The 24,212-nt window shown below is 69.7% G+C and carries 17 protein-coding genes; 6 read left to right on the plus strand and 11 right to left on the minus strand.

Features of this window, described 5'->3' with window-relative positions; genetic code table 11:
* Positions 1–14: 14 nt before the first annotated feature.
* Together AC1DFU_RS13170 and AC1DFU_RS13175 are read right to left on the minus strand one after the other, a co-directional pair.
* Positions 15–2,012, minus strand: a complete 1,998-nt coding sequence (locus AC1DFU_RS13170; RefSeq protein WP_441593174.1) for a lactonase family protein — start codon at positions 2,010–2,012, stop codon at positions 15–17.
* A 45-nt stretch (positions 2,013–2,057) separates the two neighbouring features.
* Positions 2,058–4,076 carry a lactonase family protein gene (locus AC1DFU_RS13175; protein ID WP_441593176.1) on the minus strand — a complete coding sequence of 673 codons (2,019 nt, stop codon included), beginning with the start codon at positions 4,074–4,076 and terminating at the stop codon, positions 2,058–2,060.
* A gap of 283 nt (positions 4,077–4,359) precedes the next feature.
* On the opposite strand from AC1DFU_RS13175, the gene AC1DFU_RS13180 reads away from it, so the two are divergent.
* From AC1DFU_RS13180 to AC1DFU_RS13200, 5 genes are all read left to right on the plus strand, one after another.
* Positions 4,360–4,683 (plus strand): hypothetical protein, encoded by a 324-nt coding sequence (locus AC1DFU_RS13180; protein ID WP_092296475.1) that lies wholly within the window; start codon positions 4,360–4,362, stop codon positions 4,681–4,683.
* Positions 4,684–4,806: 123 nt separating this feature from the next.
* Positions 4,807–4,971 (plus strand): hypothetical protein, encoded by a 165-nt coding sequence (locus AC1DFU_RS13185; protein WP_177219952.1) that lies wholly within the window; start codon positions 4,807–4,809, stop codon positions 4,969–4,971.
* Positions 4,972–5,015: 44 nt separating this feature from the next.
* Positions 5,016–7,250, plus strand: a complete 2,235-nt coding sequence (locus AC1DFU_RS13190; protein WP_441593178.1) for a phosphocholine-specific phospholipase C — start codon at positions 5,016–5,018, stop codon at positions 7,248–7,250.
* 295 nt (positions 7,251–7,545) lie between these two features.
* Positions 7,546–8,766: a phage tail protein gene (locus AC1DFU_RS13195; RefSeq protein WP_441593180.1), complete on the plus strand. Its 1,221-nt coding sequence runs from the start codon at positions 7,546–7,548 to the stop codon at positions 8,764–8,766.
* A gap of 85 nt (positions 8,767–8,851) precedes the next feature.
* The gene (locus AC1DFU_RS13200) at positions 8,852–9,931 is read left to right on the plus strand and encodes a glycosyltransferase (RefSeq protein WP_092296484.1); all 1,080 of its coding nucleotides are present in this window, start codon (positions 8,852–8,854) and stop codon (positions 9,929–9,931) included.
* A 12-nt stretch (positions 9,932–9,943) separates the two neighbouring features.
* Here AC1DFU_RS13200 and AC1DFU_RS13205 read toward each other — a convergent pair whose 3' ends face one another.
* The 9 genes from AC1DFU_RS13205 to AC1DFU_RS13245 form a co-directional block, all read right to left on the minus strand.
* Positions 9,944–10,915: a DUF58 domain-containing protein gene (locus AC1DFU_RS13205; RefSeq protein ID WP_441593182.1), complete on the minus strand. Its 972-nt coding sequence runs from the start codon at positions 10,913–10,915 to the stop codon at positions 9,944–9,946.
* 13 nt (positions 10,916–10,928) lie between these two features.
* Entirely contained in the window at positions 10,929–11,906 is a 978-nt protein-coding gene (locus AC1DFU_RS13210; protein WP_441593184.1) for an AAA family ATPase, read from the minus strand.
* Positions 11,903–14,434, minus strand: a complete 2,532-nt coding sequence (locus AC1DFU_RS13215; protein ID WP_441593186.1) for a fused MFS/spermidine synthase — start codon at positions 14,432–14,434, stop codon at positions 11,903–11,905. The genes AC1DFU_RS13210 and AC1DFU_RS13215 overlap by 4 nt, the downstream gene beginning before the upstream one ends.
* Before the next feature lie 29 nt (positions 14,435–14,463).
* Positions 14,464–16,293: an arylsulfatase gene (locus AC1DFU_RS13220; RefSeq protein WP_441593188.1), complete on the minus strand. Its 1,830-nt coding sequence runs from the start codon at positions 16,291–16,293 to the stop codon at positions 14,464–14,466.
* Positions 16,290–17,468 carry a formylglycine-generating enzyme family protein gene (locus tag AC1DFU_RS13225; protein ID WP_441593331.1) on the minus strand — a complete coding sequence of 393 codons (1,179 nt, stop codon included), beginning with the start codon at positions 17,466–17,468 and terminating at the stop codon, positions 16,290–16,292. The genes AC1DFU_RS13220 and AC1DFU_RS13225 overlap by 4 nt, the downstream gene beginning before the upstream one ends.
* A gap of 208 nt (positions 17,469–17,676) precedes the next feature.
* On the minus strand, positions 17,677–18,768 hold the full coding sequence (locus tag AC1DFU_RS13230; protein WP_441593190.1) for a BatD family protein: 1,092 nt from the start codon (positions 18,766–18,768) through the stop codon (positions 17,677–17,679).
* A complete protein-coding gene (locus tag AC1DFU_RS13235) occupies positions 18,765–20,345 on the minus strand; it encodes a vWA domain-containing protein (RefSeq protein WP_441593192.1) in 1,581 nt (526 codons plus the stop codon). Before AC1DFU_RS13235 ends, AC1DFU_RS13230 begins: the two co-directional genes overlap by 4 nt.
* Entirely contained in the window at positions 20,342–21,355 is a 1,014-nt protein-coding gene (locus AC1DFU_RS13240; protein WP_441593194.1) for a vWA domain-containing protein, read from the minus strand. Before AC1DFU_RS13240 ends, AC1DFU_RS13235 begins: the two co-directional genes overlap by 4 nt.
* Complete coding sequence (locus AC1DFU_RS13245; RefSeq protein WP_441593196.1) at positions 21,352–21,900, minus strand: DUF4381 domain-containing protein; 549 nt, start codon at positions 21,898–21,900, stop codon at positions 21,352–21,354. The genes AC1DFU_RS13240 and AC1DFU_RS13245 overlap by 4 nt, the downstream gene beginning before the upstream one ends.
* 187 nt (positions 21,901–22,087) lie before the next feature.
* Here AC1DFU_RS13245 and AC1DFU_RS13250 point away from each other — a divergent pair, with 187 nt between their 5' ends.
* The gene (locus AC1DFU_RS13250; protein ID WP_092296510.1) at positions 22,088–24,205 is read left to right on the plus strand and encodes a TonB-dependent siderophore receptor; all 2,118 of its coding nucleotides are present in this window, start codon (positions 22,088–22,090) and stop codon (positions 24,203–24,205) included.
* The last annotated feature ends 7 nt before the right edge of the window (positions 24,206–24,212 follow it).

The following is a 24,212-nucleotide window of genomic DNA, read 5'->3' on the forward strand; positions in this document are numbered from 1 at the left end:
TTGATCCGACTGGCTTATGGCGCCGGCTGGACAATCGCCATGGCAGCGTTGACGTTGCCCGTGGCGAACGGACTGCCTGGCACCGGTGTCAGCGCGCCGCTGCCTGCATCGATGGCGAAGCCGTACAGCGTGCCGTTGAGGGACGGCGTGTACAGGAAGCGCCCGTTCGGCTCGATCCGCAGACGCTGGCCGCTGATGCTGGCGGGCGTGATGGCGAGCGGCAAGGGGCCAAACATGGGGTCGATCCGCATCGTCTGGATATTGTTGCTCCCTGAACCGAGTACATAGACAAATTGGCCCGACGGCGTGACAGCGACGTCGATGGGACGCGACACCCCAATCAGCATGTCCATGACGCTCGTAATCGCCCCTGTGGCATCGAGCGTGCAGCTACCGAAGCTATTGGTGCCCATGTTGGCGAAGTACAGCGCGCTGCCGTCGCGTGACAGGGCCGTTCCCATCGGCCGTGAGCCAAGCGATGATCGGGTGTAGGCGAACGTAAGGGAGCCCGTCGCCACACTGACGGGAGCGTGCCACAACGCGTCCGTCGCGATGCTCGTGGCATAGACGTTCTGCCCGTCGGCGGACACCGCGACCCCGCCCGCACTGGCCGATCCGCCTGGGGACAGGCTTGACGTCAACTCCGCGGCTTGCGTCACGGGATTGATGGCAAAGCTCGCCAGCGTACCTAGGCCGCCGACATAGAGATGCCGGCCTGTCGGATCCACCGCGACGACCTGAGGCGCGAGCGGCGTCGGGGCACTCGCCGCCGCAATCATGGTCAGCCTGCCGGTGGCGGCATCCAGCTGGAAGGGGACGATCGTGTTGTTATCCACCATCACCGCATAGCCCACCCGGCCGGACGGCAGGAAGGCGATGTCGTTGACCTGGTTCACCGTCGGGAACGGGCTGTCCGGCACGGCGGCCAGCGCGCCGGTAACGGGGTCGATCCGATAGACCGACAGGGTCCGGTCTCCGCGGTTGGCCACTACCACGAACTGGGCCTGCACGCAGGTGATCGCCACGTTGGTGACGTTGGCGGCGGCGATGGTGCCGCTGCCATTCTGGACGGCACAGGTCTGGCCGGCAGGCTGGCCGGACACCGTGACGCTGTAGGCCGAGGCGGCGGCCAGCGCGGTGGGCAGCGTGAACGCGCCGTCGGCACTGATCGCCAGCGAATCGCCATTGGGGCCTGCCAGCAGCAGGCTCTTGCCAGCCGCCAGGCCGGACACCGTGCCACCCAGGGTGTAGGTGGGCGGCGGCGGCGTGGCCGGGCGAGCCAGCGCGGCATTGGCGCATAGGCGGGTGCCGGTGGGGGCATCGGCGCAGGCTGCCAGCACGGCGGAGCCGGCCAGCGTGGCTGAGGATGGGCTGCTGACTTGCGCCGAATGGCCGTCCGCTGCCTGCGTCACGGGGAAGGTGGCGTCGCCCGTGGTCCAAGTCCAGTTGGTCAGGTCGGCGATCCCATCGACCCCATCCGAGCGGCGCACGGCTGCGATCACGGTCTGCGCCGCCCCGCCAGCGGTCAGGGTCAGGTTCGACGGCGACAGCGTCAGCGTGTACGACTTCGCCGGTGCTGCCTGCACGACCAGATGGGTGACCGAGGTCGCTCGGCTGCCATTGGCCAGTGTGGCCGTGGCGGTGATATCGACTTCCCCGGCGTTCCGGGTCTCCACCGTGGCATAGGTGCCGACGAACACCGAGGCCGAGACCCCCGTCGGCGCCTTGTCCGAAGCCGCCGTGACTACGGCGACCGATTCATCGGAAGACGTCCAGCCAAAGCTGGCGCCCTTGACCTCGCTACCATCGGCACCCAGCAGTGTCGCCTTGAGCGTCAAGCTGCTGCCAGCCACCGGCGCGCCGCTGGTGGTGTCGACCACCACCTTGGTCGCCGCTGGCGTGGCCGAGGGAGCCGGCGCGGCGTTGTCATCGGAGCCGCAGGCGGCAAGCACCGCCGCGGCAAGCAAGGCAATGCCGAGCGAGCGCGCGCCGGCAGGAAGACGAAGGAACATGAAACCTGACCCGTAGTTGTCTTGAATGGTGGGGAGCCGACTGGCTTATGGCGTCGGCTGCACAATGGCCATGCCGATATTGCCGATACCCGTGCGGAACGGACTGCCCGGCACCGGCGTCAGCAGGCCAGTGGTCGCGTCGATGGCAAAGCCGTACACCAGGCCGACGAAAGACGGCGTGTACAGGAAGCGGCCGTTCGGATCCATGCTTAGGCGTTGCCCATTGACGCCAGTCGGCGTGGCCCCCAGGTCCCGGTCAATCAGACCCGTCGTGAGATCGCGCCGAACCACTTGAATTTGATTGGTGGTGAGCGCCCCCCCGGTCAAGACATAGGCAAACGGGCCCGACGGGGCGAGGACGACGTCGGTCGGCTGGAACATGCCCGAGGAGGAGAACCCGATCGCGCCTACGGCACGGTTGACAGCATCGATCACGCCGGCGCCAAGCAGGTTGGCGGTCATGCCCACGAAGTACAGGAAGTTCGCATCGGCCGACAGCGCCGCCCCGCGCGTACCCAAGCCAGTCGTTTGCCTGACGCTGGGCAAGCCAAGGTTGCCCAGCGACGTGTCGAAGGGCATGGACCAGATCTCGCCGGTCCCGGTGTTCACCGAATAGACATACTGCCCGTCCGACGACACGGCGATCCCTGACGTACGGCCTGCCAGGTCGCCGCTGATATACCCAAGCCGAAGCGACAGCGCGTGGGTGACGGGGTCGAGGCTGTACGGCATGACAGACCGGCCGGCGCCAATGATCAGCCACTTGCCCGAGGGGTGCACGGCGACGACCTCCGGACCCGGGTCGGTCGGCATGTTCGTGCCGGGGATGACGCTCAGCGCGCCGGTGGCAGGGTTCAGCTGGTAGGCCTCGACCGCGCTGTCGTTGGCCATAACCGCATAGCCCACCAACCCGTCCGGCAGGAAGGCGATGTCGGTGACCGGCCGCGTGGTGGTGAACGGGCTGCCCGGCACGTCCGAGAGCGCCCCGGTGCCGGGATCGATCCGATAGACCGAAATCGTCGAGCCCATGCTGTTTGGCACCACCGCGAACTGCGCCTGCACGCAGGTAATGCCCACGTTGGTGACGTTGGCGGCGGCGATGGTGCCGCTGCCGTTCTGCACGGTGCAGGTCTGGCCGGCGGGGTGGCCGGTCACGGTGACGCTGTACGCCGAGGCGGCGGCCAGCGCGGTGGGCAGCGTGAAGGCGCCGTCGGCACTGATCGCCAGCGAATCGCCATTGGGGCCTGCGAGCAGCAGGCTCTTGCCAGCCGCCAGTCCGGACACCGTGCCACCCAGGGTGTAGGTGGGCGGCGGCGGCGTGGCCGGGCGAGCCAGCGCGGCATTGGCGCACAGGCGGGTGCCGGTGGGAGCATCCGCGCAGGCGGCGAGCACCGCCGAGCCAGCCAACGTGGCCGAGGATGGGCTGCCGACTTGCGCCGAATGGCCGTCCGCTGCCGTCGTCACGGGGAAGGTGGCGTCGCCGGTAGTCCACGACCAGTTGGTCAGATCGGCGATCCCATCGACACCATCCGAGCGCCGTACGGCTGCGGACACCGTCTGCGCCGCTGCGCCAGCCGTCACGGTCAGATTCGACGGCGACAGGGTCAGCGTGTAGGACTTTGCCGGGGCGGCCTGCACCACCAGATGGGTGACGGACGTCGCGCGGCTGCCATCGGCCAGCGTCGCCGTGGCCGTGATATCGACTTCCCCGGCATTCCGGGTCTGCACCGTGGCGTAGGTACCGACGAAGACCGAGGCCGAGACCCCGGCCGGCGCCTTGTCCGAAGCCGCCGTGACCACGGCGACCGACTCGTCCGAAGATGTCCAGGCGAAGCTGGCGCCCTTGACCTCGCTTCCATCGGCGGCCAGCAGGGTCGCCTTCAGCGTCAGCGTGCCGCCCGCCACTGGCTGCGCGCTGGTCGTGTCGACCACCACCCTGGTCGCCGCTGGCGTGGCCGAGGGGGCCGGCGTGGTGTTGTCATCGGAGCCGCAGGCGGTGAGCACCGCGGCGGCAAGCAAGGCGACGCCGAACGCGCGTGCGCCGGCGGAGAAGTGTGAAAACATGGACCCAACCCGTTTTTTTTGATGTTTCGCCCGGCCTTGTTGACCGGTGCATTGCGCGCGACTGTAACAGCGCTGTCACGTTTTGACTGTCCCCAAATGGGGGGACTAGCGGGCGTAACGCCCACGGGGAAAACCCGGGTTGCAGCCCAACCCGGTCCCCATTTTGGGGCGCCGTTTTCCCGGGCTCGCATCCATATTGCGAAACCCGCCTATTCGGCCTATTACGTCAGGAAGCCCCGTTTTCTTGAATCGGCAACCTGGCAGCCCGGCTGCCCCGCGCATCATGCAAGAGCTTGCGTTTCGCACGCTGCTGTACCGCTTTTTCTTCTTCGGCTGGCTGTTCAAGGACGCCAGCCGGGGCGACCTGTTCGAGCGCGCGGCGGCGTGGCGCTTCAACCAGTCGCGCGCCCACTGGCTGCCCACCTATATGCGGCGCTGGCTCTGGTGCGGCCTGATCCTGTTCGCCCTCGGGGGCATCGCCGAATCCATGATGAGCGCGCCCGCGCTGTCGGCCATCTTCTACGTCCCTAGCGTGCTCAGCGTGCCGATCAATGTGGTGATCGGCGTGATCTGGGTGGGACTCAAGTCACTTCGAGGACCGTTGTAGGCGTCTCCCCCGCGTGCTGCACAGATCACCCTAATGCAGCAAAGGTCACGATTGTGTCATTCCTGACACATAGGCTTGCGGGTCTGCTGATGTGGCAGACCCGATCCAACCAGCCCTGACCCCATGAAACAAGCCAGTTTGACGACCGCCCTCGCGGCCGCGTGCCTTGCCGCGCTGCTGCTGGCCGCCTGCGGCGGCGACGACAACAAGCCCAGCCCGAGCCAGCCGCCCGCCGGCGATCCGCCGCCCGCCTCCGCGCCGGCCCCGGACAAGCGCTGCGCGCCCTGACCGTCCCTGACGGCACCTCTCTCCAACACTCCAGAACCCGAACAATGATCTCCCGCCGCAAGTTCTTGCAGGCGAGCATGGGCACGGCTTTCTCCGCCGCCGCCCTGGCCGCCTTTCCGCCCAGCATCCGCCGCGCGCTGGCCATTCCGGCCAATAACGCCACCGGCACCATCGCCGATGTGGAGCACGTGGTCATCCTGATGCAGGAAAACCGCTCGTTCGACCATTACTTCGGCACGCTCAGCGGCGTGCGCGGGTTTGGCGACCGCCTGACCATCCCGATGCCGAGCGGCCGCAACGTCTGGCAGCAGGCGCGCACCAACGGCTCGCTGATCACGCCGTACCACCTGAACGGCGCCGCCAACAACGCCCAGCGCACGGCCGGCACGCCGCACGCCTGGTCGGACAGCCAGGCCGCCTGGGACCACGGCCGCATGTCGCGCTGGCCGGTGGCCAAGACGGACACGTCGATGGGCTACTTCAAGGAACAGGAGATCCCGTTCCAGTTCGCGCTGGCCAATGCCTTTACGCTGTGCGACGCCTACCACTGCGCGATGCACACCGGCACCGACGCCAACCGCTCGTTCCACATGACCGGCACCAACGGCGCCATGCCGCTGAACGTGGCCTTCGTGAACAACGAGTGGGATGCCATCAACGGCGTGGCCGCCGACGCCAACATCGGCTACACGTGGAAAACCTACGCCGAGCGGCTCGAGGAAGCCGGCATCAACTGGATCAGCTACCAGAACATGCCCGACGAATGGGGCGACAACATGCTGGGCGCGTTCCAGAACTTCCGCCGTGCCAACCTGAACTCGGGTTTCCCGGTGTCCAGCGGCGGCTCGCCGGGCGCCCCGTACACCAACACCGGGCAGGCCGTGCCGTACAAGGCCTATGACGCGGCCACCGACAACGCCGCCAATCCGCTCTACAAGGGCGTGGCCAACACGCTGCCGGGCACCCAGCCGGAGCAGTACCTCGACGCCTTCAAGCAGGACATCGCCAATGGCAAGCTGCCGGCGGTGTCGTGGATCAACGCGCCGTCGATCTACTGCGAGCACCCGGGGCCGTCCACGCCCGTGCAGGGCGCGTGGTTCCTCCAGGAAGTGCTGGACGCGCTGACCGCCAATCCGGACGTCTGGAGCAAGACCGTGCTGCTGGTCAACTTCGACGAGAACGATGGCTACTTCGACCACGTGCCGTCGCCGTCCGCCCCGTCGCGCAATGCCGACAGCACGCTGGCCGGCAAGACCACGCTGACCGATGCCGACATGGCCGCCGAGTACTACACGCAGTCGCCGCCGGTAGGCAGCACCAGCCAGCCGGCCCGCGATGGCCGCGTGTTCGGCCCGGGCCCGCGCGTGCCGATGTTCGTGATTTCCCCGTGGAGCCGGGGCGGCTGGGTCAATTCGCAGGTGTTCGACCACACCTCGGTGCTGCGCTTCCTGGAGGCCCGTTTCGGCGTGCAGGAGCCCAACATCAGCCCGTTCCGCCGCGCGGTCTGCGGCGACCTGACCTCGGCGTTCAATTTCAAGACGCCGAACAGCGAGGCGCTGCCCACGCTCGCCGGCCGCGGCTCGCGCGCTGCGGCGGACGCCCTGCGCGTGGCCCAGCAGGCGTTGCCGGCCGTGCCGGTGCCCTCCGACATCAACCTGCCGGAGCAGGCCACCGGCACGCGTCCGTCGCGCGCCCTGCCCTACGAGCTGCACGCCAGCGCGCGCGCCCATGTGAACGGCCAGGTGGAGATCCTGTTCGCCAACTCGGGCACGCAGGCGGCCGTGTTCCACGTGTACGACCGCAACGACCTGAACAGCATTCCGCGCCGCTACATGGTGGAGGCAGGCAAGAATCTGTCCGATAGCTGGAGCACGTCGGCCGCCGCGCCGGGCCAGTACGACCTGTGGGTGCTCGGCCCGAACGGTTTCCATCGCCATTTCAAGGGCGATACGACCGTGCTGGGCGGCGCGCTCGGTGTGGCGGAGGTGCGCGTCTGCTATGACATCGCCAATGGCGACGTCTACGTCGACCTGATGAACACCGGCAAGGCCGCCTGCACCTTCCGCGTGGCCCCGCTGGCCTATCGCACGGACGGTCCGTGGGAAGCCACGGTGGCTGCCGGCGGCACGCAGACGCTGCACTGGTCGCTGAAGGACAGCGGACAGTGGTACGACTTCGCCGTGACGACCCCGCACGACAGCGCGTACTACCGCCGCTTTGCCGGCCGCGTGGAAACCGGCCAGCACACCATCACCGACCCGGCGATGGGCACGGTCTGAGCAGCTTTTAATCCGCAATAGCCATGCGGGGCTGTGACAGGAGGCTTAAACGTCACACACCCCGCATGTGCATCCCCCGACCTCCCGCAAGTCCCAGCACTCCGCACTTGCCCCTTATCGGTGGCAGATATTCCGGGTTTGTTGACATATCATCACGCCCGGCGTGACGGGTGGCTCCACCCGGCGCACGCCACGGCCGTTTGGTCACGGCCTTTCCGTTCAACACACGTTCGATACATAACAGGCTCCGGACCGGCAACTCACACGCCGGCGACGCGCCATTCAGGGGAATACGATGAAACAGAACCGGTGGGCGCTCGCCCTTTCCATGGCCACGGCCCAACTGCTGACCGCCTGCGGCGGCGGCGACGATGCGGGCACCAGCGCCCCAGCGGCGGCTGCGCCGGCGGCGGCCACGCTCTCGGGCACGGCGGCCACCGGCGCGCCGGTCCAGAACGGCGCCGTCGATCTGCGCTGCGCCGCTGGCACGGCCTCGACCACGAGTGACGCCAACGGTGCATGGTCGGTGTCGTCCGCCGGTCTGGCGCTGCCCTGCGTGGCGCGCGTGACCGGCCCCGCCGGGCTGACGCTGCATTCCTACATTCAAGGTCCCGGCACGACCAACATCACGCCGATCACGGAACTGGTGGTCGCGGGCGCCGCGCAGAACCCCGACACCGGCACGGTGTTCAACGCGTTCAACCCCACGCTGGCCAGCCTGATGCAGTCCAACCTGGCCTCGGTGCTCACCCTCGTGCGCGCCCGTCTGGTCAACCTGGGCGTGGACACCAGCGGCCTGAACCTGCTGAACCAGCCGTTCAAGCCGGTGTTTGGCGATGCCTATGACGACAAGCTCGAAGCCCTCGCCATGCAGTTGGCCGCCCGCCAGACCTCGCTGGGCGCGATCTCGCAGGACGTGGCGCGTGGCGATGTGGGCAGTCCGGGCGCCGCGGGTGCCACGGGCGCAACCGGGCCGACTGGCGCCACGGGTGCGACTGGGGCGACGGGCAGCACCGGCGCCTCCGGCCCCTCGGGTGCCACCGGCACCACTGGCGCGGCAGGCCCCACTGGTGTGACGGGTGCCACGGGGGCCACCGGCGCCACGGGTATCACCGGCCCGTCCGGCCCGCAAGGCCCGACCGGCAACACTGGTGCTACGGGTGTCACGGGCGCGACCGGCGCCACGGGGGCAACCGGTGCAACGGGTGCCACCGGCGCAACCGGTGCCCAGGGCCCGCAAGGCAATCAAGGCCAGGACGGCGCAACCGGCGTGTGCACGCTCGGCGAGGTCTGGCTGACCGCCCTGCCCTACCCGGAGAACTACGAGCTGGGCGGCATGGTCGCCAAGGGCCAGCTCCTGCCGATCTGGACCTATACGGCCTTGTTCTCGCTCATCGGCACCACGTATGGCGGCGACGGCACGACGAACTTCGCGCTGCCGAACCTGACTGGCCAGGCGCCGGCGAACCTGACCTATATGATCTGTACCGAGGGGCTGTTCCCGCAGCACATCTGACGGCAGCAGCACCGCCTCCGGCCACGGCAGCCCACACCGCCGTGGCCGCAAGATGCGCCACCCAACCCACCCCACCCCAAGCTCCATGCCACGCATCTGCCTGAACATGATCGTCAAGAACGAGGCGCCGGTCATCGCGCGCTGCCTCGCGTCCGTGCGCCCATGGATCGATAGCTGGCTGATCGTCGATACCGGCTCCACCGATGGCACGCAGCAGCGCATTGCCGCGTGCATGGCGGGCCTGCCGGGCGCGGTGCACGAGCGGCCCTGGCGCGACTTCGCCCACAACCGCAACGAGGCGCTCACACTGGCCCGGGCACAGTGCCAGCCGGACGACTACATCCTGTTCATCGATGCCGACGAAATGCTGGGCGTGCCGGACGGCTTCCGCTGGCCGGCGCTCGGCACGGATGGCTACCGGCTGCGCTGCGAACTGAGCGGCTGGCAGTACCAGCGCAACGCGCTGGTGCGGGCGGGGGTGCCGTGGCGCTGGGAAGGGGTGATCCACGAATACCTGACCTGCGATACCCCGGCGGTCTGGGACGACCTGCAGGGCCCATCCATCGTGGTCTCGCGCGACGGCGCGCGGGCCCGCGACCCGAACACCTATCTGCGCGATATCGAGGTGCTGGAGCGCGCCGTGGCCGACGCCCCGGACAACACGCGCTACCGTTTCTACCTCGCCCAAAGCTGCCGGGACGCTGGCCGGCCGGCGGACGCCCTGCGCCACTACCGCGCGCGGGCCGCCATGGGGGGATGGGACGAGGAGCAGTGGTTCGCCACCTACCAGTGCGCGGCGATGCTCGCGCTGGACGGCGCGCCGGCCGAGACGGTGACCGCGGCCTACCTGGCCGCCTATCAGGCCCGCCCCACCCGCGCCGAGCCGCTGTGCGACCTGGCCCGCTGGCACCGCCAGCGCGGGGAATACGCGCTCGGGCACCTCTACGCCCAGCAGGCGGCGGCCATGCCGCTCCCCGCCGACGCGCTGTTCGTCGATACCTCGGTCTACCGCTGGCGTGCGCTGGACGAGCTGACGGTCTGCGCCTACTACATCGGCGCCCAGGAACAAGGCCGCGCCGCGCTGATCCGGCTGCTCGCCGAAGGGGCGTTCCCCGAGTCTGAGCGCGCCCGAATCGAGGCGAATCGGCCGTATTACGGGATGTAATCGCCGTCCCGCCTACCCCAACAGCCGCCGCAGCTGCACGGCCACGTCCTCGGCGGCGGAAACCGGCAGCAGCGGCACGCCGATGCCGTGGTGCCAGTCGAACAGCGCCTGGCTGTGCTGGCTGGCGAAGCTGCCGATCTGGTCACGCAGCGCGGCGCGGCCGAAGCCTAGTTCCACCTGCAGCTCGCCGTCGCTGACCACGAGGTGGCCGGAATCGGGCAACTCCAGCAGGAAGGGGTCGTAGACCAGCACCGACAGCACGTCATTACGGCTGCGCAGCGCCAGCATCAGCCGGCGCGTGCGGTCGTCGGCGCCGTCGAAGTCGCTGATGACGATGACGAGATGGTCGTGGCCCGCCAGCCGCACCGCGCGCTCCAGCGCTGCGTTGAACTGGTCGGCGCCGCGCCGGGCGGTTGCCTCGGCATGCAGGCGGCGGTTATGGGCGACGAGATCGCCCAGCAGGTGCAGCACGGCATCCCGGCTGCGGCGCGGCGCGCTGGCGGTCAGGTCGGTATCGCCGAACAGGATGCCGCCGACGCGATCACCATCGGCCACGATGCGCCACGCGGCCAGTGCGGCCACTTCTGCCGCCACGACCGATTTCATCGCGCGCCGGCTGCCGAAGAACATGTTCATGCGCTGGTCCACCACCAGCAGCACCGGGCGCTCCTTCTCCTCGGCATAGACGCGCACGTGCGGCTTGCCGGTGCGCGCCGTCACGCGCCAGTCCATGGTCCGCACATCGTCGCCGGGCAGGTAGCCGCGCACCTCCTCGAAGGCCAGCCCGCGCCCGCGCACCCGTGAGCCGTGCCGGCCGGACAGCAGGCTGTGCACCGGCTGGCGCGTGCGGAAGTGGAAGTCGCGGGCCGTGGCCTCCAGGGCGGCCAGCGCGTTCATGTCGACGTTGACGCCCGGCGTGGCGGTCGAGGGGGCCGCGCCGGCACCGGTGGCGGCTCGGTCGCGGGCGGCGAAGTCGCGCGGCATGCTGGGGTGGCTGTCAGGCCACGGCCACGCGTTGCAGCAGGCGGTCGATCACCGCATCGGCGCTGACGGACGCGGCGTGGGCCTCGTAGGACAGGATCAGCCGATGGCGGAACACGTCGTGCACCACGGCCTGCACATCGTCCGGGGTCACGTGATCGCGCCCGCGCAGCCAGGCGATGGCGCGCGCCACCTTGTCCAGCCCGATCGACCCGCGCGGGCTCGCGCCCACCTGAATCCAGCGCTTGAGGTCATCGTCGAACTGGCCCGGGTCACGCGTGGCCTGCACCAGCGCGACGATATAGCGCTCCACCGGCTCACTGACGGCAATGCCGTGGATGGCCGCCCGCGCCGCGAACACGGACTCGGGCGAGAGCTTGTCCGCCGTGGCGCCACCAGCGGCCTGCGGCGGCGGCGCTTCCTCGCTGCGCGCCAGCCGGATGATCTCGGCCTCCGCGCTGGCCTCGGGGTAGCCCACGTTCACATGCATCAGGAAGCGGTCCATCTGCGCCTCGGGCAGCGGATAGGTGCCTTCCTCCTCGATGGGGTTCTGCGTCGCCATGACCAGGAACAGCGGCTCGAGCTTGTGTGTCTGGCCCCCCACGGTCACCTGCCGCTCCTCCATGGCTTCTAGCAGCGCGGCCTGCACCTTGGCGGGCGAGCGGTTGACCTCGTCGGCGAGGATCAGGTTGGCGAAGATCGGCCCGGCCTGGAAGCGGAAGTCGCCCCGGCCAGCGTCCGTCACATAGATATCGGAGCCGGTGATGTCGGCCGGCAGCAGGTCGGGCGTGAACTGGATGCGCGAGAGCCGCGCGTCCAGATGGCGCGCCAGGCTCTTGATCGCCCGGGTCTTGGCCAGCCCCGGCAGGCCCTCCACCAGCAGGTGGCCATCCGCCAGCAGGCCGAGCAGCAGCCGTTCGATCATGCGCGCCTGCCCGACGATGGACTCGCCCATGCGGGCCTGCAGCGTGAGGATGTCGTCGCGGGCACTCATCGGCCGCCTCCGGTGAACCAGCGGTAGTAGGGGTTGTCGGGGTCGGCCTGGATCGCCTCGGTGATGTGGTGGCTCCAGGCTTGCCGGTTGCCCTCGTAGGCGTCCAGGCCGGCGGCGTAGAAGGTCTGGAGGTTGTCGCGCTCCCGGCGGATCGCCTGTTGCAGGGCATCGTCGCCGCCGGTGAGCGGCGGGTCCGATTGCAGCGCCAGCAGCTCGCGCAGCACTGGCACGAACGCCTTCTGGCGCACCCAGCCGGTGTACTCGATGCGCGGGCGGTCATCGGTCACGGCGGGCGCGTCACCGGCAAACCAGTCGAGACCATCGCGGTCGGTGATGTAGGTGGCCAGCAGTGCCGCCGGCGAGGCCACGCCGACGGCGCGCAGCGCGCTGGCGACTTCGGGCTGCTGGAAGCGGGCGGCGATCGTCGGCGCATCGAGCTTCAGCGGTTCGGCCGAGCCCACCAGCAGCATCTCGTGGAGTTCGGTAGTCCAGAGCGAGGCATGCGGGAAGACGTCGAGGAAGCTGCGCACCAGCGAGCGGGTGTCGTCGCGGTTCTGGGTCGGCAGCGGCAGCCACTGGGCGACGATGCCGCCCGGTTGCAGGCGGCTGGCGGCCAACTGGTAGAACTCGCGCGAATAGAGGTTGACCACGCCGCTCGCGGACGGCGGCGGCGGCTCCAGCGTGACGAGGTCGTAGCGCTGCGTGCCCTGCAGCAGTTCGCGGCGGCCGTCGCGCAGGCGGATGTCGATGCGCTTGTCGTGGCTGGCGTCGAAATTGCCCCGGAAGTTCGGCGCGGCGCGCACCACGGCTGGCAGCAGCTCCGCCACCACGCGGTGTTCCAGGCCCGGGTACTGGAGCAGCGCGCCGGCGGTAATGCCGGTGCCGAGCCCGATCACCAGCGCCGAGCGCGGCGTGCCGTTGTGGACGATCAGCGGCAACAGCGCCTGCAGGCGCATATAGCGCAGCGACGTCATGGTATCGCCCGAGTTCGACACCCCTTGGATATAGAGCCGCCGGAAGCTCTGCGTGCCCTTGGCCTGCTCGACCACGGCCACCGTGGCGCCCCGGCTTTCCTCGTAGAACACCAGTTCGCCGCCACGCGCCTGCGCCAGCAGGCGAGCCAGCCGGTCTGCCGGCGTGGCCACGGCCACCATCAGCGTGATCACGGCCAGCAGCGGAATCGCCACCCGGGCGCGACGCGTGACGCCATCGCCAAAGGCCATCGCCAGCACGGCTACCAGCGCGCTGGCGGCAGCGAGCACGCCCAGCGTATGCACCACGCCAATCCACGGCACCAGCACCACGCCCGCCAGCACCGATCCGGCGATGCCGCCCAGCGTGTTGAGCGCCAGCACGGCGCCCAGCCCGGCCCCGACCCGTGCCGGATCGACCGAGAGCCGCACCGCGTACGGAAACGCCGCGCCCAGCAACACGGTGGGCACGAAGACGATGCACAGCGCCGCCACGGCAAAGCGCGCGCTGGAGGCGACGAGCAGGTTGCCCGTGCCCTCCAGCACCCGCGCGTAGGCGGCGGATTGCAGGGCCGGCAGCCATTCCCCGAGCCACGCGAATTCGACCAGCGCCACCAGCCCCGCCCCGACCACCAGCAGCGCGAAGGCACTCCACGGGTCACGCGAACGGTCCACGCGGCGCGCCACCAGCGCGCTGCCCAGCACCAGCCCGGCCAGATAAGTCGCCAGCACCACCGCGAAGGCAAACGCCCGCGTACTCAGGAACTGGACGATGGCCTGTGACCAGACCACTTCGTAGCCCAGCGCGATGCCGCCCGCCACGGCGTAGAGCCCCAGCGCCAGCCGCCGCTGCGCGGTGCCCGTGGCAGGCGCGATGGATGGCGAAGGAGAGGCAACAGCGACGGCCTGCACCCGCCGGCTCTGCCAGAGCGCCCCGGCACCAGCCAGCAGGTTCAGCCCTGCCGCCGCGCAGGCGCTGCCGAACACACCGAGCAGCGGAATGGCGACGAACGCCGCCAGCAGCGTGCCGGCAATCGCCCCGGCGGTATTGGCGGCATAGAGCCGCCCGCCATGGGCGCCAAGTTCTCCGGAAGGACGGATCGCGCGCAGCAGCACGGGCATGGTGCCGCCCATGGCTACCGCCGGCAGGGCCACCAGCAGCACGGGCAAGGCCCACGCCACGATGCCGGCGCGGGTTTCCAGCCACGCGAACGGCGCCGCCGCGTGGGCCAGCGCCAGGGTAGCGCCCAGCGCCAGCACGGCAATCGCGCATTCCAGCCACAGGTAGAGCCGCCAGGGCGAAGCGGCGCGGTCGGCCCATCGGCCAATGGTCCAGCCGCCCAGCGCCAGCCCGGCGAAGAACGCGCTGACGCCGACGGTGACGGCGTGCACATCCACGCCGAGCACCAGCGAGAGCTGCTTGACCCACAGGACCTGATAGACCAGCCCGGCCGCGCCGGACAGGACCAGCAGCGCGGCGGGCACCCGCCAGGCCGTGCCGGCCCGCACCGCCGCCTGGGCGGCGGTGCGCGTGCCACGACTCTGGCGCGCGCCCATGGCGGGTTCCAGCTTCCGGTCCGCCGCCGTCACTTCTTCGGCGGTTGGGCGGACTGCGCCTTGGCCATCTGCTCGGCCACCTTGCGTTTCACGCTTGCCTCGGCCTGGTCAATCGTGAAGCTGGCCGGCAACTGGCTGGGCGGATAGTCGACAAAGGTCTGCAGGAACTGGATGGCGCGCCGGTTACCCTCGATGAACAGGTACGGGTTCTCGGTCTCGAGCTGGTGGTAAAGATTGGTCGGCCCGGTGTCCGCGCGCTCGTAGGGGTCCATGCGCAGGTTGAAGTACTTTGGCGCGCGCAGGCAGGTGAACGGCTCCTTCCAGACCTCGAAACCGCCCCGCGCCCGCTGCTCGCAGAACACCACCTTCCACGCGGTGGGCTGGGTGGCGCCCTGCGTGAGCACGTCATAGCGCATGGCCACGAGTTCGGCATCGTCGTTGAAGTAGAAGAACTCGTTACGCGCGCTTTTCTCGGTCTGGCCGGTCAGCATCGGCAACTGGTTGTAGCCGTCCAGGTGCACCTTGGCGCTCTTGCCGCCCAGCGTGGTTCCTTTGACCAGGCGATCCTTGACGTCGCCGTCACCGGCGGCGGCCAGCAGCGTGGGGAACCAGTCGAGCCCGGACATCAGCCCGTTGGAAACCGTGCCCGGCTGGATCTTCCCCGGCCAGCGGATCATCGCCGGGACCCGGTAGGCGCCTTCCCAGTTCGAATCCTTCTCGCTACGGAACGGCGTATTGGCGGCGTCCGGCCAGGTGAAGAAGTTCGGCCCGTTGTCCGTGGTGTAGACCACGATGGTGTTGTTGGTGATGCCGGCGTCATCGATCGACTTGAGCAGCTTGCCCACGTTCTGATCCATCTCCCACATGCCGTCCGCATACTCGTGGCCGCCGCCCAGCCCGGCCTTGCCGCGGTACTCGGGGCGCACGTGCGTGAACAGGTGCATGCGCGTGAAGTTCATCCACAGGAAGAACGGCTTGTCCCCCTGCGCCTGCTTCTGGATGTACTGGATCGCCGCGCCGGTGGTTTCGTCGTCGATGGTCTCCATGCGCTTGCGGTTCAGCGGCCCGGTGTCCTCGATCTTGCCGTCCGCCGTGCTGTGGATCACGCCGCGCGGGTTGTAGTACTTGAGGAAGTCGGGGTTGTCCTTGGGCCAGTACGGGCGCTCGGGTTCCTCCTCGGCGTTCAGGTGGTACAGGTTGCCAAAGAACTCGTCGAAGCCGTGCTTGGTGGGCAGGAAGCGGTCCTGGTCGCCCAGGTGGTTCTTGCCGAACTGCGCGGTGTTGTACCCCAGCGGCTTGAGGGCCTGGGCGATGGTGATGTCGCGGTCCTGCAGGCCCACCGGCGCGCCTGGCAGGCCCACCTTGGAGAGCCCGGTGCGGAACACGGTCTGTCCGGTGATGAAGGTGGAGCGGCCCGCCGTGCAGCTGTTCTCGGCGTAGTAGTCGGTCAGCATCATCCCTTCCTTGGCGATGCGGTCGATGTTCGGCGTCTTGTAGCCGACCACGCCGTGGCTGAACGCGCTGACGTTGCCGAGGCCGACATCGTCGCCAAAGATCACGACGATGTTGGGCTTGCCGCTGCGTGCGCCAGCCGGGGCGGCGGCCACCGGCGAGGCGCCCTGCGCCGGGGCGGTGGCCGGGACGGGGGTGGTGGGGGCTGGTGTCGTCGATGTCACGGGCGGCGGCGCTGCCGGGGCCGGGGCCTGAGCAGCCGGGGCGGCCGGGGCCTGCGTCTCGGCAGGCTTGTTCTCATCGGCCCGCTTACAGCCCGCTATCGCGAGCGCCGCGACGACGGCCGTGGCCGCGAGTTGCCAGCGGCGCGCCGTAGCCCGCTGCGAGGGAAGTCCTTTCGCGTTCATCGATTGACTCCGGTTGAGGAAAGTTGGGCGGACAGGGGCATCGCGCTGTCCTGGGGCGGGGGCTGCATCGCCGTGGCGGGCTGCTTGCGCAGGGCTGTCCATCGGCTGTCATCCATCACGAGCCGGAAGCCGAGGTGCGACATGCTGGTGTACGGGTCCGTGCCGCGCCGCGCGCTGGGGCGGTAGCTCAGGCAGAAGTCCTCGTTGCAGAGGAAGGAGCCGCCGCGCGTGACGCGCCGGGGCGCCTTCACGGGCACGCCGGGCTCGCTCGGGTCCCAGGAGTCACGGGGGCCGGCCGGGTTGAGCACCACGGTCTTCATCTCGGCGGCCTCGCGGCGGAACTGGTCGGCGCGATACCAGTCGGCCACCCACTGCCACGCATTGCCGGTCATGTCATAGAGCCCGTACCCGTTGGCCGGGAAGGTGCGCACGGGGCTGGTGCCCGCCGCGCCGCCGGCCTTGGCGCTGACCACCGGGAACGGCTGCACCTGCTGGCCCTGCCAGACGTTGGCCATCTGGCGGCCATCCGGCGCGAACTGGTCGCCCCAGGCGTAGGTGGCCTGCTCCAGCCCGCCGCGCGCCGCGAATTCCCATTCGGCCTCGGTCGGCAGGCGCTTGCCGGCCCATTTGGCGTAGGCCTCGGCGTCCTCATAGGACACCTGCACCACGGGATGATCGTCCTTGCCCTCGATGCTGCTGCCGGGGCCGGTGGGATGGCGCCAGTCCGCACCGGGCACGAAGCGCCACCAGCGCCAGTTCTCGCGCAGCGGCACCGGGCCGTTGGTGGCGACGAAGACCATCGCGCCGGCCACCATCGCGCTATCGGGCGGACGCGGCGTGCCGGTCGGAAGCTGGACCTTCATGGTCTCCCAGTCAGGCGCGCGCTCGGCCGTGGTCAGGTAGCCCGTGGCGGTGACGAACTTGCGGAATTCGGCATTGGTGACGTGATGCTGGTCCATCCAGAAGCCCGGCACGCGCACCTTGTGGGCCGGACGTTCATTGGGCTGGGCCATCTTGTGGTCGCTGCCCATCAGGAACTCGCCGCCGGGCACATGGACCATGCCGAGCGGCCCGCTGATGCCATCGCCCGACTTGACGGCCGATGCACCCGCACCCGCGCCTGGACCGCTGCGCGAGGCATACCAGTACGAGCCACCCGCGCCAGCCAGCGCCATCGCGCCCGCCAGGGCCACCAGCCAGAGTCGGCCGCGCCATGTGGATTCGTGGGCCACCTTCGCACCCAACTTAGCTTTCCCTCGCTGCCCCTGTGACATGCCACCCCTCGTCCAGTGCACTTCAGTGAACACTGAGGAGTTTGCAGGCTCCATGCAGCGAAAGGAATGCAAACTTTTTTTGTGCGATCTGAATGATTTCGGAAAAGAACTAGTCCTGGCCGGGACCTTGGCCGGGATTCAGCGGCGGCAGGCCGGAGCGGTGCCAGAGGTTGCTGCACGTCTCCGTGGTGCGATGCCAGCGGGCGCGCCATGCGGCACTGACGGCACCGTGCCCCCTACGCCATCGCCAGATCCCGTAGCCCAGCACCAGCACCGCGAGGACGATGGCGCCGGTCATGCGCCAGTCGACCTCGTCGAGCCAGGCCGGCGGGCGCCATGCCAGCCCGCCCGACGGCGACAGCCCCAGCCCGGGTGCCGCGCGCGCCACGATCACGGTCACCGCCGGGGCCGTCGAGGCCGCGCGCCTTCCCGTGGCGGCGTCGTACCAGCTCACCGGCACCGCCGGCAAGGTGTGGCGGCCGCTGTCCTCGAACACATAGGTAATGGTTTCGATGCGGCGCCCACCGGAGGCGTCGTCCTGCAGGACCGGATCGGCACGGAACTGGCGCACGCCGCGCGGCGGCTGAAGGGCGGGCGGGGCCGGCGGGGCGATCATCATCGCTGGGGTGCCCGGCGCGACGATGGTGATGGTGCGCACCAGCGCGTCGCCAGCGCGCAGCTTGGTGTTCTCGTCGATGGGCTTGTCGAACTGCTGGGTCACCTGGAGCGCGCCAGCCGGAAGCGTCGCCGTGCCCTGCCCGCTCTTTCCCGCCTGCCCGCTGGCGTGGATCGTCGTCGGCGGCAGCGTGACGGTGGCCGCCTGCGGTTTGCCATCGCTCCCGGCGTGGGTGAAGCGGAACTCGATGGGCGGCAGCGCGAAGTCCCCGGCGCCCTGCGGCGTGACCACGTAGGTCTTGCGGATGCCTGCGAAGCTGGCGCCGTCGATGGTCTCGGTGGAGTTGATGCCACGGTCGTCGGGCATGGTCACCACCGCGCCCGGGATCTGCAGCACCGGGAAGGCCGGCGCGGACAGGAAGAAATTCGGCGCAAGCACGGTGACTTCCACCTGCACCGACTGGCCCGCCACCACCGGCTGCGGCCCGACCACCTTCACGTGCACAGTGGGCCCGGCCGCGTGGGCGAGCGTAGCGGCACACAGCAGGACCACGCCCACGGCGTGACGCATCCGGCACCCGCTCATGGCTTGCCCTCCTGCAGCGCGAACTTGCGCGCCAGCAGCTCCGTGGGCGAGGTCTGGATCGCCCGCATCCACATCTCGGCATTCTGCTGCACGCGGCCCATCTGCTGGGTCTGGTCGCTGGGCGGCGGTGGGGGCTTGCTCGGGTCGTCGACGATTTTGTCTGGCGGGATGTCGGGCGACTCCTCGTCGCTCTGCGGGGGCGGCTTGCGCGCCAGCATTTGCGTCATCAGCGCGAGGTTTTTCTGCGCCGGCTGCCAGCCGGGACGCTGTTGCAGCACCAGCCGATAGCGCGCCGAGGCTTCTTTATATTTTTCCTGCCGCGCCAGCGCGTTGCCGAGGTTGAACTGGCCATCCGTCGTGTTGACCTGCCCGAAGGCGCGCGCGGCCTCCACGTACTGGCCGTTGCGGTAGTAGGCCACGCCGCGCCACATCGGATCGGTGAAGCGCTGCGCGGCGATAGCGTAATCGCCACGTTCGAACGCGCGCCGGCCTTGCTGGTCGGGGGTGAGCCAGAGGTCGGCCCAGGTCCATGATTTCTCGGCGGCCTGGGCCTGTGCGGGAATCGGCGGCGCGCCAAGCGCCATCGCCACGGCCAGCCCGGCGATCCATCGCACGGACCAGCCCTTCCGGAACCACAGCACGGCCAGCAGCGCGATGGGGATGGTCAGGGGCCAGCCGGCGTCGCGCCAGCGCTGCGTGTCACTGGCGTGGGTCTGCTCCACATGCGATTGCACGTGGCGCTGCACCCAGGCCACATCGGCGTCGCTGTCCGTGGACAGCGTGGCCACCGGGATACCGCTGTCCCGCAGCGCGTGCAGGCCATCGGCATCGAGCCCCGGCGCGGCGCCGTCGCCCGCGCGCAGCGGCCCGCCCTCCGCCGTGCCGATGGCGAGCACCACCACCTGCGTGCGCCGGCTGCCGTGCTGCGCCTGTATCGCCTTGGCGGCGCCGGCTTCCACGCCATCGGTCAGCAACAGGATCGTGCCGGGCACCGGCTCCTTGGCGAGCGCCGTGTCGATGGTGCGCACGGCCTGCGCGGTGTCCTTGCCCGGCACCGGCATGATGCGGGTCTGGAGCGCGTCGACGAAGGTCTGGAGCAGGTCCGCATCGTCCGTCAGCGGCAGGACCATATGCGTGGAGCCGGCGTAGGCGTACAGCGCCGTGCGGCCGCCGTCGCGGTGCGCCAGCAGCGCCTTGACCTTGAGCTTGGCGCGCTCCAGACGGGTGGGGCTGACGTCGATGGCGTCCATGGTCGTGCCGAGGTCGATGGCGATGGCCAGCGGCGCCTTGTCAGCCAGGAACGGCGGGCGCTCGCGCTCCCAGGTGGGGCCGGCCAGCGCGATGGCGCCCAGCGCCAGCAGCGCGGCAATCCCATGCACCGGGCGCACTGCGCGGCGGCGCTTCTCGCCCACCACGAGGGCATCGAGCAGATGCGGGGCGATGGTGCCGCGCCAGCGCCGGCGCACATCCCCCTGCCGCCCCACCGCCCACGGCAGCCACACGGCGGCCAGCAACACCAGCAGCCACCACGGGCGCAGGAAGTGGAACTGGGCGAGCGATTCGAACAGCGCGCTCATGCGGCAGGCTCCCGGGAGGCGCGTGGGGCGGCGCGGAAGGTCCAGCGCGCGTAGGCGGCCATCGCCAGCTGGTAGCCCAGCACGATCAACACGGCCACGCCGAGCGGCCACATGAACAACTCACGGCGCGGGCGCCAGCTCAGCGTCTTTTCCTGATGCGGGGTGACGCGGTCCAGCGTGGCGTAGATCGCCGCCAGCGCGTTCTGGTCGGCGCCGAAGAAATAGCGCCCGCCCGTGCTACCGGCGATGCGCTTGAGCATATCCAGATCGACCTTGGCCTCGCCCGTGGCCGCCGGGTCGCCGATCCCCACCGTATGGACCACCACGCCGCGCGTGCGGGCAATCTCGGCGGCCTGCGCCGGCGGCATGCGGCTGGCGGTGTCGTTGCCATCGGTCAGCACGATCATCACCTTCTCCGCGGCGTGGCTGTTGTCGAACAGCTTGATGCCGAGGCCGATGGCATCGCCCAGCGCCGTGCTGGCGCCGGCCATGCCGGGCACCATGTCCGCGATCAGCGTGCGCACCAGCGCGTGGTCCAGCGTGAAGGGGGCGAGCGGGTACGGGGCGTCGCCGAAGACGATGAGGCCGATGCGGTCGCCGGGGCGGTGGGCGACGAAATCCCCCACCACCTGGCGCACGGCATGCACGCGGGTGTCCAGCGCACCGGCGGTATCGCGGAAGTCGCGGGTGTCCATCGACTGGGAGAGGTCCAGCGCCACCAGCAGGTCGCGCACGGGCTCCTTCTTATATAGAGGGGGCTCCAGGAACTGCGGCCGGGCCAGCGCCGTGACCACCAGCGCCCAGGCAATCGGGGCCAATACGCGCTGGACGAGGTTGCGGCGCGGCACGTGGGCGCCGGTGGCCGGCTTCAGGCCGACCGCATCGGCCACTTCCTCGAAGAACGGCAGTCGCACGGAGGCGCTGCGCTCCCGGTACGGCGGCAGCCGCCACCAGACCAGCAGCGGCAGGGGCAACAGCACGAACAGCCACGGATAGGCGAAGACGATCATTGGCGGTTGGGCGGCGAGTCCCGGCTATCCCGGCTATCCCGACGGTAGGCGGCGATCCACCGGCGGCAGGCATCGGCTGTGGCATGGGCCTGTTGCGGCGGCCACGCGGCCAGCACGGTGGCGCCCCGGTACTCGGCGTCATCGACCAGCGCGGCGAGCCCGGGCACCGCGTCGGCGGCCGTGCCCGCGTGGGCGTGGAGGAATTGGTGCCAGCCGGGGCCGGACAAGGGCGCGACGGCCTCGCGCGGCCATTCGGCCAAAGCCACCCGCTTGAGCAGTTCGGCCAGCCCCAGCAGGGCCTGGGCCCGGGTGCGATCGTCGCCAGCCAGTTGGGGCGTCCAGCGCGTCAGCTCCGCCAGCGCCGCGCGTCGATGCCGATTGGCATACCAGCGCCGCCCGGCGCGCCAGCCCAGCCAGGCAAGACCGGCCAGGATGACCAGTCCCACCACGAGCCAGCCAGTGGTCTGCGGCATCCACGAGGGCGGCGAAGGCGTGACGAGGTCGGCCAGCTCGGGCATGGGGGCGGTCAGGATAGGGATCCGCACAGGCTACGCCGCCGGCCCGCGCGGCTGAAGTCAATTTTTTCGGGGGCCTTTTCAATAGTTTTGTTGCGGTTGTTTCGCATGTCGATCTGCGGAAAAAGTGGTGGCGTATCCGTCGCAAATTTCCCTATAATGCAACCCTGTTGCAAAAAGGAAGTTGTCCCTTTTCCCTCGCCGACCATCTTTTCCGATGCGAACTCGTTATTTTTCCGCTCGCCGCCACCGGCTGCGCTACGCCGCGCTTGTCACGACCACCGCCATGGCCGCCACTGCCGCCGAGGCCGACGACGCCCCGCTCCTGCCCGAGGTATCCGTGGTCAGCCAGGCGGACGACGCCTACGCGCCGGCGCTGGCCAGCGGTGCCACGCGGACCGAGACCCCGCTGCGCGAGGTGCCGCAGTCCGTGCGGGTGCTGCCGCGCGCGCTGCTGGACGATATCGGCGCCACGCGGCTGGACCAGACCTTCGACTACGCGAGCGGCGTGGCGCGCCAGAACAGCTTCGGCGGGCTGTGGGACAACTACGCGATCCGCGGCTTCTCCGGCAACGAGAACACCGGCGCGGCCTATCTGGTCAACGGCTTCACGGCAAACCGGGGCTTCACCGCCCCGCGCGATGCCGCCACCATCGAGCGCGTGGAGGTGCTGAAGGGGCCGACCTCGTCGCTCTATGGCAGCGGCGAGCCCGGCGGCAGCCTCAACATCGTCACCAAGCAGCCGCGCTTCCAGCCCGGCCAGACCTACGATCTCGAGGTGGGCAGCCGCGACGGCTACCGCGCCGCCGCCGACCTCACCGGGCCGATTACCGAGACGCTGGCAGGCCGGCTGGTGGCCGTGGCCGACCACCAGGGCAGCACGCGGGACTTCATCGACAGCCAGCGCTATCTGGTGGCGCCGTCCCTGACGTGGATGCTCGGCGCCGACACCATCGTCCAGTACGCGGGCGAATTCCAGCGCTTCACCACGCCGCTGGACCGTGGCGTGGTGGCGGTGCAGGGACGGCTCGGCGCGGTGCCGCGCTCGCGCTTCCTGGGCGAGCCCAATGACGGCGCGATGCGGCTGGACAGCCAGTCGCACCAGTTGAGTGTGGAGCACCAGTTCTCGCCCGACTGGAAGGGCCGGCTGGCCGTGGCCTATCGCGGCGGCAGCCTGGAAGGCTATTCGACCGAGGCGAGCGCGCTGCAGGCGGACAACCGTACGCTGACGCGGCAGCGGCGCTATCGGGACTATCAGTCCGACGATGTGTCGCTGCAGGCCGATGTGACCGGCAAGTTCACCACCGGACCAGTCGGGCACGAGGTGATCGTCGGCATCGACACCTACCGCTTCGCCAATACGCAGGTGCAGCTGCGGCGCAACCCCAGCGCCGCCGCGCCCTACGCCATCGACATCTATCAGCCCGTGTACGGCCAGACGCCGCCCGCGCTGGCCCCCAACACCGACACCTACGAGCGCCAGACCAGCCTCGGCCTCTATGCGCAGGACCAGTTGCGGCTGGGCGAGCGCTGGCGGCTGCTGGCGGGCGTGCGTTTCGATACGTTCAACCAGTCGCTCGACAACCGGCTGCGCGGCACGGAGACGAGCCAGCACCAGACGGCGGTGTCGCCGCGCGTGGGGCTGACCTATCTGGCCAGCCACAACGTGTCGCTGTTCGCCAACGCCAGCCGCTCGTTCCGGCCCAACGCCGGCAGCGACGCCGCAGGCAACGCGTTCTCGCCCGAGCACGGCCGCGCCGTGGAGGCCGGCGTGAAGGTGGACAGCGACGACCGCCGCATCGGCGGCACGCTGGCGGTGTACGAGATCCGCAAGCGCAACGTGCTGACCGCGAACCCGGTCGATCCGTCCTATTCGGTGGCCGCCGGCGAGGCGCGCAGCCGGGGCGTGGAACTGGACGTGGCCGGGCAGCTCGGCAAGCACTGGCGCCTGAGCGGCAACCTGGCCTATACCGACGCCGAGATCACCGAGGACAGCACGCTGCCCGTCGGCACGCCGCTGCTCAACATCCCGCGCACCAGCGGCAGCCTGATGGCGGTCTACGAGGACGCTGCGCCCATCGGCCAGCGCTACGGCGTGGGCGGCGGCGTGCGCTACGTCGGCAAACGGTCAGGCGATGCGCAGAACAGCTTCTCGCTGCCCGCCTACACGCTGGCAGACCTGTTGGCCTACTGGCAGTACAGCAAGACCGTGCGCGTGACGCTGAACGTGGACAACCTGTTCGACAAGACCTGGTACGCCAGTTCCTACAGCAGCGTCTGGGTGCTGCCGGGCGCGGGCCGCACGGTGCGGCTGGGCCTGCGGCTCAGCTACTGACGCCATG

Source organism: Cupriavidus sp. 10L45, assembly GCF_056395225.1.

Bases quoted from the DNA above. Each gene is read 5' to 3' on its own strand.
- AC1DFU_RS13170 (WP_441593174.1), bottom strand. From the start codon at position 2,012: ATGTTCCTTCGTCTTCCTGCCGGCGCGCGCTCGCTCGGCATTGCCTTG.
- AC1DFU_RS13175 (WP_441593176.1), bottom strand. From the start codon at position 4,076: ATGTTTTCACACTTCTCCGCCGGCGCACGCGCGTTCGGCGTCGCCTTG.
- AC1DFU_RS13180 (WP_092296475.1), top strand. From the start codon at position 4,360: ATGCAAGAGCTTGCGTTTCGCACGCTGCTGTACCGCTTTTTCTTCTTC.
- AC1DFU_RS13185 (WP_177219952.1), top strand. From the start codon at position 4,807: ATGAAACAAGCCAGTTTGACGACCGCCCTCGCGGCCGCGTGCCTTGCC.
- AC1DFU_RS13190 (WP_441593178.1), top strand. From the start codon at position 5,016: ATGATCTCCCGCCGCAAGTTCTTGCAGGCGAGCATGGGCACGGCTTTC.
- AC1DFU_RS13195 (WP_441593180.1), top strand. From the start codon at position 7,546: ATGAAACAGAACCGGTGGGCGCTCGCCCTTTCCATGGCCACGGCCCAA.
- AC1DFU_RS13200 (WP_092296484.1), top strand. From the start codon at position 8,852: ATGCCACGCATCTGCCTGAACATGATCGTCAAGAACGAGGCGCCGGTC.
- AC1DFU_RS13205 (WP_441593182.1), bottom strand. From the start codon at position 10,915: ATGCCGCGCGACTTCGCCGCCCGCGACCGAGCCGCCACCGGTGCCGGC.
- AC1DFU_RS13210 (WP_441593184.1), bottom strand. From the start codon at position 11,906: ATGAGTGCCCGCGACGACATCCTCACGCTGCAGGCCCGCATGGGCGAG.
- AC1DFU_RS13215 (WP_441593186.1), bottom strand. From the start codon at position 14,434: ATGGGCGCGCGCCAGAGTCGTGGCACGCGCACCGCCGCCCAGGCGGCG.
- AC1DFU_RS13220 (WP_441593188.1), bottom strand. From the start codon at position 16,293: ATGAACGCGAAAGGACTTCCCTCGCAGCGGGCTACGGCGCGCCGCTGG.
- AC1DFU_RS13225 (WP_441593331.1), bottom strand. From the start codon at position 17,468: ATGGCGCTGGCTGGCGCGGGTGGCTCGTACTGGTATGCCTCGCGCAGC.
- AC1DFU_RS13230 (WP_441593190.1), bottom strand. From the start codon at position 18,768: ATGAGCGGGTGCCGGATGCGTCACGCCGTGGGCGTGGTCCTGCTGTGT.
- AC1DFU_RS13235 (WP_441593192.1), bottom strand. From the start codon at position 20,345: ATGAGCGCGCTGTTCGAATCGCTCGCCCAGTTCCACTTCCTGCGCCCG.
- AC1DFU_RS13240 (WP_441593194.1), bottom strand. From the start codon at position 21,355: ATGATCGTCTTCGCCTATCCGTGGCTGTTCGTGCTGTTGCCCCTGCCG.
- AC1DFU_RS13250 (WP_092296510.1), top strand. From the start codon at position 22,088: ATGCGAACTCGTTATTTTTCCGCTCGCCGCCACCGGCTGCGCTACGCC.